This is a genomic window from Streptomyces radiopugnans, from assembly GCF_900110735.1.
Lineage (GTDB): Bacteria > Actinomycetota > Actinomycetes > Streptomycetales > Streptomycetaceae > Streptomyces > Streptomyces radiopugnans.
Genome location: NZ_FOET01000020.1, coordinates 41,059 through 55,284, shown reverse-complemented (window position 1 = coordinate 55,284; position 14,226 = coordinate 41,059). Strand labels below are relative to the sequence as shown.

The 14,226-nt window shown below is 72.7% G+C and carries 13 protein-coding genes and 3 tRNA genes; 9 read left to right on the top strand and 7 right to left on the bottom strand.

Features of this window, described 5'->3' with window-relative positions; genetic code table 11:
- Positions 1–243: 243 nt before the first annotated feature.
- Positions 244–522 carry a DUF3073 domain-containing protein gene (locus tag BMY40_RS25225; protein ID WP_093663096.1) on the top strand — a complete coding sequence of 93 codons (279 nt, stop codon included), beginning with the start codon at positions 244–246 and terminating at the stop codon, positions 520–522.
- Between the two features lie 114 nt (positions 523–636).
- Here BMY40_RS25225 and purM read toward each other — a convergent pair whose 3' ends face one another.
- The 7 genes from purM to purS form a co-directional block, all read right to left on the bottom strand.
- Positions 637–1,722 carry a phosphoribosylformylglycinamidine cyclo-ligase gene (purM, locus tag BMY40_RS25220; RefSeq protein ID WP_093663095.1) on the bottom strand — a complete coding sequence of 362 codons (1,086 nt, stop codon included), beginning with the start codon at positions 1,720–1,722 and terminating at the stop codon, positions 637–639.
- A 94-nt stretch (positions 1,723–1,816) separates the two neighbouring features.
- Positions 1,817–3,376 (bottom strand): amidophosphoribosyltransferase, encoded by a 1,560-nt coding sequence (gene purF, locus BMY40_RS25215; protein ID WP_093663094.1) that lies wholly within the window; start codon positions 3,374–3,376, stop codon positions 1,817–1,819.
- A gap of 87 nt (positions 3,377–3,463) precedes the next feature.
- The gene (locus tag BMY40_RS25210; protein ID WP_093663093.1) at positions 3,464–4,267 is read right to left on the bottom strand and encodes a maleylpyruvate isomerase family mycothiol-dependent enzyme; all 804 of its coding nucleotides are present in this window, start codon (positions 4,265–4,267) and stop codon (positions 3,464–3,466) included.
- Positions 4,268–4,333: 66 nt separating this feature from the next.
- On the bottom strand, positions 4,334–5,563 hold the full coding sequence (locus tag BMY40_RS25205) for a hypothetical protein (RefSeq protein ID WP_143071822.1): 1,230 nt from the start codon (positions 5,561–5,563) through the stop codon (positions 4,334–4,336).
- A 161-nt stretch (positions 5,564–5,724) separates the two neighbouring features.
- The gene (gene purL, locus BMY40_RS25200) at positions 5,725–7,974 is read right to left on the bottom strand and encodes a phosphoribosylformylglycinamidine synthase subunit PurL (RefSeq protein WP_093663091.1); all 2,250 of its coding nucleotides are present in this window, start codon (positions 7,972–7,974) and stop codon (positions 5,725–5,727) included.
- Between the two features lie 186 nt (positions 7,975–8,160).
- Positions 8,161–8,838, bottom strand: coding sequence for a phosphoribosylformylglycinamidine synthase subunit PurQ (gene purQ / locus BMY40_RS25195; RefSeq protein WP_093663090.1), 678 nt, complete (start codon positions 8,836–8,838; stop codon positions 8,161–8,163).
- Positions 8,835–9,101 (bottom strand): phosphoribosylformylglycinamidine synthase subunit PurS, encoded by a 267-nt coding sequence (gene purS / locus BMY40_RS25190; protein WP_093663089.1) that lies wholly within the window; start codon positions 9,099–9,101, stop codon positions 8,835–8,837. The genes purQ and purS overlap by 4 nt, the downstream gene beginning before the upstream one ends.
- A 334-nt stretch (positions 9,102–9,435) precedes the next feature.
- Here purS and BMY40_RS25185 point away from each other — a divergent pair, with 334 nt between their 5' ends.
- The 8 genes from BMY40_RS25185 to BMY40_RS25150 all read left to right on the top strand — a co-directional run bounded on the left by BMY40_RS25185 (position 9,436) and on the right by BMY40_RS25150 (position 14,206).
- Positions 9,436–9,789: a histone-like nucleoid-structuring protein Lsr2 gene (locus tag BMY40_RS25185; protein ID WP_177214128.1), complete on the top strand. Its 354-nt coding sequence runs from the start codon at positions 9,436–9,438 to the stop codon at positions 9,787–9,789.
- 101 nt (positions 9,790–9,890) lie between these two features.
- Positions 9,891–9,962, top strand: a tRNA-Gly gene (locus BMY40_RS25180).
- Positions 9,963–10,036: 74 nt separating this feature from the next.
- Positions 10,037–10,109, top strand: a tRNA-Gly gene (locus BMY40_RS25175).
- 169 nt (positions 10,110–10,278) lie between these two features.
- Positions 10,279–11,256, top strand: coding sequence for an ABC transporter ATP-binding protein (locus BMY40_RS25170; protein ID WP_093663087.1), 978 nt, complete (start codon positions 10,279–10,281; stop codon positions 11,254–11,256).
- Positions 11,253–12,104 (top strand): ABC transporter permease, encoded by an 852-nt coding sequence (locus BMY40_RS25165; protein WP_093663086.1) that lies wholly within the window; start codon positions 11,253–11,255, stop codon positions 12,102–12,104. Before BMY40_RS25170 ends, BMY40_RS25165 begins: the two co-directional genes overlap by 4 nt.
- A gap of 22 nt (positions 12,105–12,126) precedes the next feature.
- Positions 12,127–13,416, top strand: a complete 1,290-nt coding sequence (locus BMY40_RS25160; RefSeq protein WP_342745090.1) for a sensor histidine kinase — start codon at positions 12,127–12,129, stop codon at positions 13,414–13,416.
- Positions 13,413–14,060 (top strand): response regulator transcription factor, encoded by a 648-nt coding sequence (locus tag BMY40_RS25155; RefSeq protein ID WP_245770312.1) that lies wholly within the window; start codon positions 13,413–13,415, stop codon positions 14,058–14,060. The genes BMY40_RS25160 and BMY40_RS25155 overlap by 4 nt, the downstream gene beginning before the upstream one ends.
- Positions 14,061–14,133: 73 nt before the next feature.
- Positions 14,134–14,206: transfer RNA gene (locus tag BMY40_RS25150), tRNA-Gly, on the top strand.
- Positions 14,207–14,226 lie beyond the last annotated feature (20 nt).

Genomic DNA, 14,226 nt, shown 5'->3' with positions numbered 1-14,226 from the left:
CCACCCCTGGGCGGGTGACCGGGCGGACAGAAGGTAAAATCGTCACTGACCAGCGGAGAAATGGTCACCAGGCAGGGCGGGCACCGGCCGTGTCGTGCGGGCGGCGTACCGTACGGCCACGGAAGCAGGTACCGTTGAAGCTCCACGGACGGTCTCTCGATCGACATCGAGGGTCCGCTCCGCATCGTGAACGCGTGTCAAGACTCTGGGGCCGTTGAGCCCCGTCGTTGAGGGGGTCGAGCCATGGGGCGCGGCCGGGCCAAGGCCAAGCAGACGAAGGTCGCCCGCCAGCTGAAGTACAACAGCGGTGGGACCGATCTCGCACGCCTGGCCGAGGAGCTGGGCGCATCGACATCGAGTCAGCCGCCGAACGGCGAGCGGTTCGAGGACGATGAGCTGGACGACCCGTACGCACGGTACGCGGATCTGTACAACGACGATGACGAGGACGCGGAGGGCGACGACCATTCGGTCGACTCCCGCGGGTCCTCCTCACCGTCGAACCACCGACGCCGCGCCTGAGGACGTCGTCGTCCGCTGAGGACAGCGATCTCATACCGATAAGCACCGATAGCGGTCATCACCCGGTCCGGCCACCGCCGGACCGGGTTTTGCCCCTGTCCGTGGCTCCCGCGCTCAGCCCCCGTAGTCCCCGGTGAGGGCGACGGCCTCACCGCGGTCGCCGCGCTCGGAGACCTCGCCGGCGACCCAGGCGTCCACACCTCGCTCGCCCAGCAGGGACAGCGTGGCGCCGACCGACTCCGGCGGGACGACGGCGACCATGCCGACGCCCATGTTGAGGGTCTTCTCCAGCTCCGCGCGCTCGACCCCGCCCAGCTCGCCGACCGTCCGGAAGACCGCCGCCGGGCTCCAGGTGGAGCGGTCCACGGTGGCGTGCAGTCCGTCGGGCACGACACGCGCGAGGTTGCCGGCCAGTCCGCCGCCGGTGATGTGCGAGAAGGCGTGCACCTCGGTGGCCCTCGTCAGCGCCAGGCAGTCCAGCGAGTAGATCTTGGTGGGCTCCAGCAACTCCTCGCCCAGCGTGCGGCCGAAGTCCTCGACATGGCGGTCCAGCGACCAGCCCGCCCGGTCGAAGAACACGTGCCGCACCAGCGAGTACCCGTTGGAGTGAAGACCGGAGGCGCCCATCGCGACGACCGCGTCGCCCGGGCGGATGCGGTCCGCGCCCAGGATCTCGTCGGCCTCCACGACGCCCGTGCCCGCGCCCGCCACGTCGTACTCGTCCGGGCCCATCAGACCCGGGTGCTCGGCCGTCTCGCCGCCGACCAGGGCGCAGCCCGCCAGGACGCAGCCCTCGGCGATGCCCTTGACGATCGACGCGACCCGCTCGGGGACGACCTTGCCCACGCTGATGTAGTCGGTCATGAACAGCGGCTCGGCGCCGCAGACCACCAGGTCGTCCACGACCATCGCCACCAGGTCGTGGCCGATGGTGTCGTGGACGCCCATCCTCTGCGCGACGGCGACCTTGGTGCCCACGCCGTCGGTGGCCGAGGCCAGCAGCGGACGCCGGTAGCCCTTCAGTGCGGAGGCGTCGAAGAGGCCCGCGAAGCCGCCGAGGGTCCCGATGCTCTCGGGCCGACGGGCCTTGCCCACCCACTCCTTCATCAGCGTGACGGCGCGGTCGCCCGCCTCGATGTCCACTCCGGCGGCGGCGTAGCTGGCGCCCTGGCCGGCCGGGGTCGGGTTCGTGGAGGTCATGGTCTTCCTCTGGGACGGACGGTGGCGCGGTGGCTCACCGGGACGGTCGGCGGCCGGTCGGCCCGCCGGAACGGCCGCCGGCGGGCCGGCGGGGTCAGGGCCTGCGCAGCGCGTCGGCCGCGCCGGGGCCCGCGAGCAGGCTCCGCACCCCGTCGGGGTCGGCGCTGGACGCCTCGGCGGTCTCGGACTCCAGCAGGTGCTTGCCCAGCAACCCGGGGTCCGGAAGCTCCATCGGGTACTCGCCGTCGAAGCAGGCCCGGCACAGGTTCGGCTTGGCGATCGTGGTCGCCTCGACCATGCCCTCCAGCGAGATGTACGCCAGGGAGTCCGCCCCCAGCGAGGTGCCGATCTCCTCCACCGACAGGCCGTTGGCGATCAGCTCGGCGCGGGTGGCGAAGTCGATGCCGAAGAAGCACGGCCACTTGATGGGCGGCGAGCTGATCCGCACGTGGACCTCGGCCGCGCCCGCCTCGCGCAGCATCCGCACCAGGGCGCGCTGGGTGTTGCCGCGGACGATCGAGTCGTCGACGACCACCAGGCGCTTGCCGCGGATGACCTCCTTGAGGGGGTTGAGCTTGAGGCGGATGCCGAGCTGGCGGATGGTCTGCGAGGGCTGGATGAACGTCCGGCCCACGTAGGAGTTCTTGACCAGGCCGCTGCCGTACGGGATGCCGCTGGCCTCGGCGTAGCCGACCGCGGCCGGGGTGCCGGACTCCGGGGTCGCTATGACCAGGTCCGCCTCGGCCGGCGCCTCGGCGGCCAGCCGGCGGCCCATCTCCACGCGGGAGAGGTAGACGTTGCGGCCCGCGATGTCGGTGTCGGGGCGCGCGAGGTAGACGTACTCGAAGACACAGCCCTTCGGCTTCGCATCCGCGAAGCGCTGGGTGCGCAGCCCGTCCTCGTCGATGGCGACCATCTCGCCGGGCTCGATCTCCCGGATGAAGGACGCGCCGACGATGTCCAGGGCCGCGGTCTCGGAGGCCACCACCCAGCCGCGCTCCAGCCGGCCGAGCACCAGCGGGCGTATGCCCTGCGGGTCGCGGGCGGCGTAGAGGGTGTGCTCGTCCATGAAGACCAGGCTGAACGCGCCCTTGACCTCCGGCAGGACCCTGGGGGCGGCCTGCTCGACGGTGAGCGGCCTGCCCTCGTCGTCCACCTGGCCCGCCAGCAGGGCGGTGACCAGGTCGGTGTCGTTGGTGGCGGCGACCTGGGTGGCGCGGCCGCCCGTGCTGGGCAGTGCGGCGACCATCCCGGCCAGCTCGGCGGTGTTGACCAGGTTGCCGTTGTGGCCCAGCGCGATCGAGCCCTGGGCGGTGGCCCGGAAGGTGGGCTGGGCGTTCTCCCACACCGAGGCGCCGGTGGTGGAGTAGCGCGCGTGGCCGACCGCGATGTGGCCCTTGAGGGAGCCGAGGGAGGTTTCGTCGAAGACCTGGGAGACCAGGCCCATGTCCTTGAAGACGAGGATCTGGGAGCCGTTGCTCACCGCGATGCCCGCGGACTCCTGTCCCCGGTGCTGTAGCGCGTACAGCCCGAAATAGGTGAGCTTGGCGACCTCTTCCCCCGGGGCCCAGACTCCGAAGACGCCGCAGGCGTCCTGGGGGCCCTTCTCACCGGGGAGCAGGTCGTGGTTGAGTCGTCCGTCACCACGTGGCACGCCACCGAGTCTAGGACAGGTCCCGCGGTGCTCAGTACCCGGGACCGCCGCTTCCCCGGGGCCCCGGCGGCCGTCCACCGCAGGTCATCACTCCAGTACAGGGAGGTGGTCGCGCAGATCGGCGCGCTCGCCGCTCGCTGTGAGATGCGCCGCATCCAGTTCCTTGAGCCAGTCGGTACGGCCGGTCGCCAGCCGGATCCAGGTCAGCGGATCGGTCTCCACCACGTTCGGCGGGGTGCCGCGGGTGTGCCGCGGGCCCGCCACGCACTGGACGACCGCGAAGGGCGGGATCCGCACCTCCACCGAGGCGCCGGGCGCCTTGGCGGCCAGCGCGTCCGCCAGCAGCCGCACGGTCGTCGCCAGGGCATGGCGGACCAGCGGGACGCGTACGCCGGTGGCCCGGGTGAGGTCGTCGCTGTGCACCACCAGCTCCAGCAGGCGGGTCACGGTGAAGTCCAGCGCCCGCATCGCGCCGAAGGAGTGCGGCAGCAGCACGTCCGCGCGCACGGCCTGCTCCAGCACCGGCTCCAGCTCCTCGACGGCGTCGTCCACCGCGCGGGCCGCGCTGTCGTAAGCCTGCGCGTGCCTGCGGGTCGCCTCGTCGAGCTCGTGGGCGGCGCCGGCCACGGAGACCGCCCAGGTGTTCAGGTCCGTCTCCGGCGCGGTGGCCCGGGGCGGGGGCTCGGCGAGCAGCCGGGGCACCGCCTCGATCTGCCCGGCGATGTGGACCACCAGGTGGCGTACGTCCCAGCCGGGCAGCCCGGAGGGCCGGGCCAGCTGGTCGGGGGTGAGACCGTGTACGGCGTTGCGCACGGCCTCCACCTGCCCGATGAGCCCGGCCCGCACCAGGGCCGGGTCGTACGTCCTGGGCTTGCGCTTCACCGGAGGCATGGCGTCAGAGTAGAACGCCGCGTGACCGCGGCAGGAGGTTACCCGCCGGTCGGGTGCCGATGCGGATCAGCTCCCCTCCCGGTAGTCGCTCTTCGGGGGCAGGGCGGTGTCCGTGCAGCCGCGCCGCTCGGCGACGTCCTCGACGTAGGCGCGGAGGACCGGCTCCAGATGGCGGGCGGCGCCGTCGACGTAGGGCCAGGAGACGGTGAGGGTGTGCACGGCCGGCTCCCCGCCGCACACGGAGGTGGCCCACAGGGTCTTCCCCTCGGAGTCGTACCCGCCCCGGCCCGCGACGGCCGTCCGGTCGTCGCCGACGGGGTCGGTCGAGACGCGGTCGGCGGCGTCCCCGAAGAAGCTCTCCGCGCTCATCCACCAGGTCTTGTCGTCCATGGAGGAGTTCTCCCGGAAGCGGCGGTACTCCGGGTCCCGCGCGTATCGCCGGTACACCGCTCCCCGGGCCTCGCCGGTGACGCTCAGCAGGCAGCGCTCCTGCCACACGCGGTCGCCGGTACGGGCCTCCAGCACCCGGTCGGGCAGCCAGCCGGAGCCGTTCGCCGGGCTCCCGTCCAGCCCCGCCCGGCCGTACCAGGCGCAGGTGCCCTCGGCCTCGTCCGGGGCGACGGGCTCGGTGTTCAGCGCCGGTATGCCGCTCGGCGGTTCGGGGAGGCGATCGGGGCACCCCAGTTCGGCGGCGAGGTTGTTGGCGGTGGCGACCGCGATGCGGGCCAGCCGGTCGCGGTCTTCCTGGGCGAGCTGGCCGTTCTCGGAGAACTCCGCCCGGGTGGCGGCGTCCAGCCCGGCGGAGGCCCGTACCGCGGTGATCTCCTCGCCCCGGTGCTCGGTGCCGGGGCAGGGCAGCCGGACGGAGGCGCCGGTGTCGGTGACGTGTCCGGGTACGCCGCCGCCGATCGGCTGGTACACCTGCGGGACGTCGATGTACGGGTTGGTGTGGTCGAGCGCGTCCTCGAAGGCGTCGTCGACCGGTTCGGACGTCCACCCGGTGGGCTCGGCGGCCACCTGCGCGGAGAAGAACGAGCCGCTCTCCCCCAGCCGCCGTCCCTCGGCGGCCTCCTCGCTGCGCAGGACGCAGCTCTGCGGCAGCGGGGCGTCGTCCAGACGGATCCCGTCCGTGACGTTCCGGGCGGGGGTGATCTCTCCTCCGCTCCCCGGCAGGGCCAGCGCCTCGCCCACCGGGACCAGGCCGCCGCAGGCCTCGTCCACGGCGTGCCGGCGCTCCCACAGGCCCCACAGCGTCCAGCCGCTCAGCCCGATCGCGAAGACGGCCACGGCGCACACCAGCCGGTTGTACGCCCTCCGCCACCGCCCGCGGTCCATCCGCCCCTCGCCCCCGTCCCGTACGGCCCCGGCATCCGTCCGGCGGCGAAACTACCAGCGCCCCGCGACGACCGTGCCCCGCCGCCCGGAGCGGGCGGCGGGGCACGGTCGTCGTACGGGCGTCAGGCGAGCAGCGCCGGGATGGTGGCCTCGTGGGCCTCGCGCAGCTCGGCCAGGGAGACGGAGAACTGCCCCTGGACCTCGATGGCGTCGCCGTCCACCACGCCGATGCGGGCGGCGGGCAGGCCGCGGGCGCCGCACATGTCGGTGAAGCGCAGCTCCTCGCTGCGCGGCACCGAGACGATCGCGCGGCCGGCCGACTCGGAGAACAGGAACACGAACGGGTCCAGCCCGTCGGGGACGACCAGCCGGGCCCCCTTGCCGCCCTTGAGGCAGGACTCGGTCAGCGCCTGGACCAGACCGCCGTCGCTCAGGTCGTGCGCCGCGTCGATCATGCCGTCGCGGGAGGCGGAGATCAGGATCTCGGCGAGCAGCCGCTCGCGCTCCAGGTCCACCTTCGGCGGCATCCCGCCCAGGTGGTCGTGGATCACCTGGGACCAGGCCGAGCCGCCCAGCTCCTCGCGGGTGTCGCCCAGGAGGTAGACGAGCTGGCCCTCCTCCGCGAACGCCATCGGGGTGCGGCGGGCGACGTCGTCGATCACGCCGAGCACGCCGACCACCGGGGTCGGGTGGATGGCGGTGTCGCCGGTCTGGTTGTACAGCGAGACGTTGCCGCCGGTCACCGGGGTGCCCAGCGTCCGGCAGGCGTCGGCCAGCCCGCGGCAGGCCTCGGCGAACTGCCACATCGCGCCCGGGTCCTCCGGCGAGCCGAAGTTCAGGCAGTCGGTGACGGCCAGCGGCTTCGCGCCGGTGGCGGCGACGTTGCGGTAGGACTCGGCCAGCGCGAGCTGGGCGCCGGTGTACGGGTCGAGCTTGGCGTAGCGGCCGTTGCCGTCGGTGGCGACGGCGACGCCCAGGCCGGTCTCCTCGTCGATGCGGATCATGCCGCTGTCCTCGGGCTGGGCCAGGACGGTGTTGCCCAGCACGTAGCGGTCGTACTGGTCGGTGATCCACGCCTTGGACGCCTGGTTCGGGGAGCCGACCAGCCTCAGGACCTGCTCGCGCAGCTCGTCCCCGTCCTTGGGTCGGGGCAGGGCGTTCGCGTCGTCGGCCTGGAGGGCGTCCTGCCACTCGGGGCGGGCGTAGGGGCGGTTGTAGACCGGGCCCTCGTGGGCGACCGTGCGCGGGGGCACGTCCACGATCTGCTCGCCGTGCCAGTAGATCTCCAGCCGGTCGCCGTCGGTGACCTCGCCGATGACGGTGGCGATGACGTCCCACTTCTCGCAGATCTCCAGGAAGCGGTCGACCTTGCCGGGCTCGACGATGGCGCACATGCGCTCCTGCGACTCGCTCATGAGGATCTCCTCGGGCGAGAGCGTGGAGTCGCGCAGCGGGACGGTGTCCAGCTCCACGCGCATGCCGCCGGAGCCGGCGCTGGCCAGCTCGGAGGTGGCGCAGGACAGGCCGGCGCCGCCGAGGTCCTGGATGCCGACGACCAGGTCCTCCTTGAAGACCTCCAGGGTGCACTCGATGAGGAGCTTCTCCTGGAAGGGGTCGCCGACCTGGACGGCCGGGCGCTTGGCCGGGCCCGTCTCGTCGAAGGTCTCCGACGCCAGGACGGAGACGCCACCGATGCCGTCGCCGCCGGTGCGGGCGCCGTAGAGGATGACCTTGTTGCCGGTGCCCGACGCCTTGGCCAGATGGATGTCCTCGTGCCGCATCACACCCACGCACAGGGCGTTGACCAGCGGGTTGCCCTGGTAGCAGGGGTCGAAGACGACCTCGCCGCCGATGTTGGGCAGGCCCAGGCAGTTGCCGTAGCCGCCGATGCCGGCGACGACGCCGGGCAGGACGCGGCGGGTGTCCGGGTGGTCGGCGGCGCCGAAGCGCAGCGGGTCCATCACGGCGACCGGGCGGGCGCCCATGGCCAGGATGTCGCGGACGATGCCGCCGATTCCGGTGGCCGCGCCCTGGTAGGGCTCGATGTAGGAGGGGTGGTTGTGCGACTCCACCTTGAAGGTGACGGCGTAGCCCTGGCCGACGTCCACGACGCCGGCGTTCTCGCCGATGCCCACCAGCATGGCGTCGGAGGCGGGGGCCTTCTCGCCGAACTGCTTCAGGTGGACCTTGCTGGACTTGTAGGAGCAGTGCTCGGACCACATCACGGAGTACATGGCCAGCTCGGCGCCGGTCGGGCGGCGGCCGAGGATCTCCCGGATGCGGTCGTACTCGTCGCGCTTGAGACCGAGCTCGGCCCAGGGCTGCTCGACGTCCGGGGTGTCGCTCGCGTGCTTGACGGTGTCGAGACTCATGCCGCGCCCTTTCCATGAGCTTCTCCGCCCGCACGACGCAGAGGTGCGGGCATCTGGGCCGCCTGCGGCCCGGTGGTCGTGCGTGCGTCGCTCACGAGATGCCCTTTCCATGAGCTTCTCCGCCCGCACGACGCAGAGGTGCGGGCATCTGGGCCGCCTGCGGCCCGGTGGTCGTGCGTGCGTCGCTCACGAGGCGACCAGCTTCTTCAGAACCGAGGTGAAGAATCCCAGGCCGTCGGTGGTGGGCCCGGTCAGGGTCTCGACGGCGTGCTCGGGGTGGGGCATGAGGCCGACGACGTTGCCGGCCTCGTTGCAGATGCCGGCGATGTCGCGGCGGGAGCCGTTGGGGTTGACGTCCAGGTAGCGGAAGACGACCCGGCCGGTCGCCTCCAGCTCGTCCAGGGTGCGCTCGTCGGCGACGTAGCCGCCCTCGCCGTTCTTGAGCGGAACGGTGATCTCCTGGCCCTCGGCGTAGTCGGACGTCCAGGCGGTGTCCGCGTTCTCCACGCGCAGCCGCTGGTCGCGGCAGACGAAGTGGAGGTGGTCGTTGCGGGTGAGCGCGCCGGGCAGCAGGTGCGACTCGCACAGGACCTGGAAACCGTTGCAGATGCCGAGCACCGGCAGGCCGGCGCGGGCCTGGTCGACGATCGTCTCCATCACCGGCGAGAAGCGGGCGATGGCGCCGCAGCGCAGGTAGTCGCCGTAGGAGAAGCCGCCGGGGAGGACGACGGCGTCCACCTGGTTCAGGTTCTTGTCGCGGTGCCACAGGGCGACCGGCTCGGCGCCGGCGAGGCGGATGGCGCGCCGGGCGTCCACGTCGTCGAGGGAGCCGGGGAAGGTGACGACTCCGATGCGGGTCGTCATGCGGGGGTCACCTCTTCGCGCTCCTCGACGCGCACCGTGAAGTCCTCGATCACGGTGTTGGCGAGGAACGTCTCGGCGAGCTGGTGGATGCGGGCGAGGGCGTCGTCGTCGACCGGCCCCTCCACCTCGAGCTCGAAGCGCTTGCCCTGGCGGACGTCCGAGATGCCCTCGTAGCCCAGTCGGGGCAGCGCACGCTGAACCGCCTGGCCCTGGGGGTCGAGGATCTCCGGCTTGAGCATGACGTCGACTACGACGCGAGCCACAGGTACTCCCGGTGGGTGTTGGTGCTGGAGGCTGCGGCTTCAGCGTACCCGGCGGAAAATTCTACCCGCGTAGATAAGGGCCGCTTCGGTCACGGTCGGGTATCGGCGCCCCGGAAAACACCGAGAAGTACTGCACGAATCGGCGCCGGAAAAGTAAAGTCGCGTTCGCGGCATGACACGCGGACGAGAATTCAACCGCTTCACCAGACAATGCCCGCCGCTGTACAAAGGAAAGGGCATTGACACCGATCGCCGGGAACGTCGATATCACCGCACGTCAGGAAGTGGTTTCGAAGTGTCTCCGCATGCGATCCTCCTGAAAGGACCGATATCCGTGGCACAGCGTGTGGTGGTCACACTCTCCGACGACATCGACGGCGGGGAAGCATCGGAAACGGTCACCTTCGGCCTCGACGGCAAGTCGTACGAGATCGATCTCAACCGCGAGAACGCGAAGAAACTGCGCATGGGCCTGGCCCCCTATGTGCGGGCCGGCCGCAAGCGCGCCCGGTCCGGGAAGGCGTTCCAGCACACCTCCGTCGCGCCGGACCCGTCCGCGGTGCGGGCCTGGGCCCGGTCGCACGGCTTCGAGGTGCCGCCGCGCGGCCGCATCCCCAAGAAGGTCTACGAGGCGTTCGACGAGGCCCACGGAACCGCCTCCGACGCCGGGGCCGAGGAGTCGCGCTGAGCCCCGCTCCGGACCGACTTGCCAGGCACCCCGGGTGATCGGCTAGAGTCTGGAGCACACCGCCGGGGGCGGCCGGAAACGGCCGAAGCCAAGGTGGTCGTGCGGGTGTAGCTCAGTAGTAGAGCGCCCTCTTTCCAAGAGGGAGGCGCAGTGTGCGATTCCTGTCACCCGCTCCGCTCGCTCCACCGGACCTCCGGGATCGGGTAGAGTGAAGGCGCGCCGCTCGGTGAGAGCCGGGAGGTTGCACGCGGACGTAGCTCAGTTGGTAGAGCGCAACCTTGCCAAGGTTGAGGTCGCGAGTTCGAGCCTCGTCGTCCGCTCAGGGAAAAGGCCTCGGTCCTCCAGGACCGGGGCCTTCTTCGTGTGCGGTCCGCCACATCCCCTCACGCCCTCTCACGTCCTCCCGCCCCTGGGCCGGTTGACATTTGTCACGTGCGCTCGTGACAGCCCGCACTGCCCCCGTCCCCGGTCCCGCGCGACCCTGGTGGCATGAACACCGGAGAGCAGGTCATCGAGGTGAGCGGGCTGCGGCGGCGCTACGGCCCGGCGAAGGGGGACGGCGGCTTCGAGGCCGTGCGGGGGATCTCGTTCTCCGTGGCGCGCGGCGAGCTGTTCGCGCTGCTGGGGACGAACGGCGCGGGCAAGACCTCCACCGTCGAGCTGCTGGAGGGGATGGCCGAGCCCAGCGGCGGCCGGGTGCGCGTGCTCGGGCACGACCCGTACCGCGAGCGCGCCCGGGTGCGCCCGCGGATCGGGGTGATGCTCCAGGAGGGCGGCTTCCCCTCCGATCTGACCGTCGCCGAGACCGCGCGGATGTGGGCCGGCTGCACCAGCGGGGCCCGGCGGACCTCGGAGGCGCTGGAGGCGGTGGGCCTGGCCCCGCGCGCGGACGTACGCGTCAAGCAGCTCTCCGGCGGTGAGCGGCGGCGGCTGGACCTGGCCATGGCCCTGCTCGGCCGGCCCGAGGTCCTCTTCCTGGACGAGCCGACGACCGGGCTGGACGCCGAGGGGCGGCGGGAGACCTGGCGCCTGGTGCGGGAGCTGCGGAAGGGCGGTACGACCGTGGTGCTGACCACGCACTACCTGGAGGAGGCCGAGGAGCTGGCCGACCGGCTCGCGATCATGCGGGCGGGGCGGATCGTCGTCTCCGGCACCCCCGCCGAGGTCACCGCCTCGCGCCCGTCACGGATCCGCTTCACGCTGCCCGAGGGGGTGCCCGCGGCCCGGCTTCCGCTGTCGCTGCGGGCGGCCGAACACGGGCGGAGGGTGGAGATCCGCACCGGCCGGCTGCAGGAGTCGCTGACCGAACTGCTGCTGTGGGCACGGCGGGAGGAGGTGGCGCTGGCGGGTCTGGACGCCCGCTCGGCCTCCCTGGAGGAGGCGTTCCTGGAGATCGCCCACGGAGGCGGCCCGGAAGCGGCGGAGGACGAGGACACGGCACGAGCGGCGAAGGCGGGAGCACGATGAGCACCACGGACACCGGGGGCAGGGCGGACACCGGGAGCGGGACGGACACCGGGGGCGGGGCGGACGCGGGGGCCGCCCGCGAGGCCGCCGCCTCCCTGGGCAGGCTGCGGTCGCTGGCCCGGGCGGAGCTGACGCTGCTCGTCCGCAACCGCACCGCCATGTTCACCGCCCTGCTGATGCCGCTCGCCATGGTGCTGTTCATGCGCTCCACGGTCGAGCAGGCGCCGCTGGAGGGCACCGGGCTGAGCGTCACCGACCTGGTGATGACCAGCGGCATCCCGATGGTGCTGATCCTCGTCGTCTATCTGAACCTCATCCCCGCCTACGTCTCCCGCCGCGAGGAGCTGGTCCTCAAGCGGCTGCGGACCGGGGAGCTGCGGGACTGGGAGATCCTGGCCGGCGCGGCGCTGCCGGTGGTCGCCGTGGCACTGGCGCAGTGCGCCGTGCTGGTCGCGGCGGGTGCGGCCCTGCTGGAGATGACGCCGCCGGACCGGCCGGACCTGCTGGTCCTGGGCGTGCTGCTGGGCGTCGTCCTGATGGTTCTGACGGCCGCCGCGACGGCCGTGATCACCCGGACGACGGAGAGCGCCCAGATCACCGCGCTGCCGCTGCTGATGGTCTCGCTGGCCGGCTCGGGGATGTTCGTCCCCCTGGAGGCCATGCCGGACCGGGCGGCCGACGTCCTGCGGCTGCTGCCGATGAGCCCGGTGGTGGACCTGGTGCGGTACGGCTGGCTCGGCGGCGGTGAGCCGGGCGAGGTGCTGCGGGCGCTGGGGACCGCTGTGGCCTGGGCCCTGGTGTCGGTGTTTGCTGTACGGCGGTGGTTCCGCTGGGAACCGCGTCACTGAGGTGCGAGGAGCGGGTGTGACGGTGGCGGTCGAGGGAGGCGCGCTGGGCTGGGTGGAGCGGGTGCGGCGGTCCAGCGGGCCGGTGCGCTTCCACCAGTACACCCGGTACACGATCTACAGCTTCGCCCTCTTCGAGGGGGTGGCGCTGCTCGCCTGGGTCGTCGCCCAGGCCGCGGGCCCGGCCGCCTGGGCGGCGGCCGTGCTCGGGACGCTGTTCGCCGCGCACACCGTCTGCCATCTGCTGCTGTCCCGGGCCGGGCTGCGGTACTACCTGGGCACCTCGGCGCGGCCGGTCCGGCTGGCGGCGGCGTACGTGGTCCTCACCGGCACCGGGGTCGCCGCCGTCCTCGCACTGATCGGCGCCGGTGAGCTGTCGGCGCCCCGGGCGCTGCCGCCCGTCGTCTGGCTGCTGATGTTCCTGGCCGGGCCGCTGCCGCTGGTGCTGTCCGCCGGGCGGAGCACCGCACTGGTGGCGGCGCTGCTGGCCGTCTCGATGCTCACGGCGCGGGGGCTGGGGGCGGCAGGCGGCGGGCTGGTCGCCGCGGTCGTCGGCACGGTCGTCGGAGCGGTCATCTTCGGTGTCTCCTACCGCTGTTCGGCCTGGACGATGCGGGTCGTCAGGGAGCTGGAGGCCGCCCGGGAGACCCAGGCGCGGCTGGCCGTGGCCGAGGAGCGGCTGCGGTTCGGCCGGGATCTCCACGACGTGCTGGGCCGCAACCTGTCGGTCATCGCGCTCAAGAGCGAACTGGCCGTGCAGCTCGCACAGCGCGGCTCGCCCTCCGCCGTCGACCAGATGACCGAGGTGCAGCGGATCGCGCGGGAGTCGCAGCGGGAGATGCGGGAGGTCGTACGCGGCTACCGGGAGGCCGATCTGCACACCGAACTGGTCGGTGCGCGGGGGGTGTTGCGGGCCGCCGGGATCGACTGCCGAATCGAGGACAGCGGTAGCGGGGCACTTGCCGAGCCGCTGCAGTCGGCACTGGGCTGGGTGGTCCGCGAGGGGACGACCAACGTGCTGCGGCACGCCGACGCCGGGCGGTGCTCGGTCCGGCTGCGGACCGCCGGTCCGGTCGCCGAGCTGGTCATGGAGAACGACGGTGTGCCGGGGTCCGGAGCCTCCACGGGGGGCGGCTCCGGACTGGCCGGGCTCCGCGAACGCCTGGCCGCGCTCGGCGGCACACTGACCGGTGAGCGCCGCGGCGACGGCACCTTCCGGCTGACGGCCCGGATTCCGACGCGGCCGGACCGGGACGGCGGCGGGGACGGCGGTGAGGGCGGCGGCGAGGACGGCAGCGGGAGGGGAGAGCGGTGAGCGACCACGAGCGGGGCGGTACGGACGGCGGCGGGCGCCGCGTACGGGTGCTGCTGGCCGACGACGAGCATCTGATCCGGGGCGCGCTGGCCGCGCTGCTGGCTCTGGAGAACGACCTGCTGGTGGTGGCCGAGGCCGCGTCCGGGCCCGAGGCGCTGGCGATGGCCCGCGCCCACCGGCCCGACGTGGCGGTGCTGGACCTCCAGATGCCGGGCAAGGACGGCGTGGCGGTCGCCACGGAGCTGCGCGCCGGACTCCCCGCCTGCGCCACCATGATCGTGACCGGGCACGGCCGTCCCGGACACCTGAAGCGGGCCCTGGCCGCGGGAGTGCGGGGCTTCGTGCCCAAGACGGTCTCGGCGCAGCGGCTGGCCGAGATCATCCGCACGGTGCACGCCGGCAACCGCTATGTGGACCCGGAGCTGGCCGCCGACGCGATCAGCGCCGGGGACTCGCCGCTGACCGCCCGCGAGGCCGAACTGCTGGAGCTCGCCGCGGACGGGGCGCCGATCGCGGAGATCGCCGCGCGGGCCGCGCTGGCGCCGGGGACGGTCCGCAACTACCTGTCGTCGGCCGCCGCGAAGCTGTCGGCGGAGAACCGCCACGCGGCCGTGCGCGTCGCACGCGAGCGGGGCTGGCTGTGAGCGGCCGCCCGGGAACCGCCCGCGCGAGCACGCGCACGGGTTGGCTATAGTGGGAGCGCACCGAACGGAGCACGCGGACGTAGCTCAGTTGGTAGAGCGCAACCTTGCCAAGGTTGAGGTCGCGAGTTCGAGCCTCGTCGTCCGCTCGCGGAGAAGGCCCCGGTCC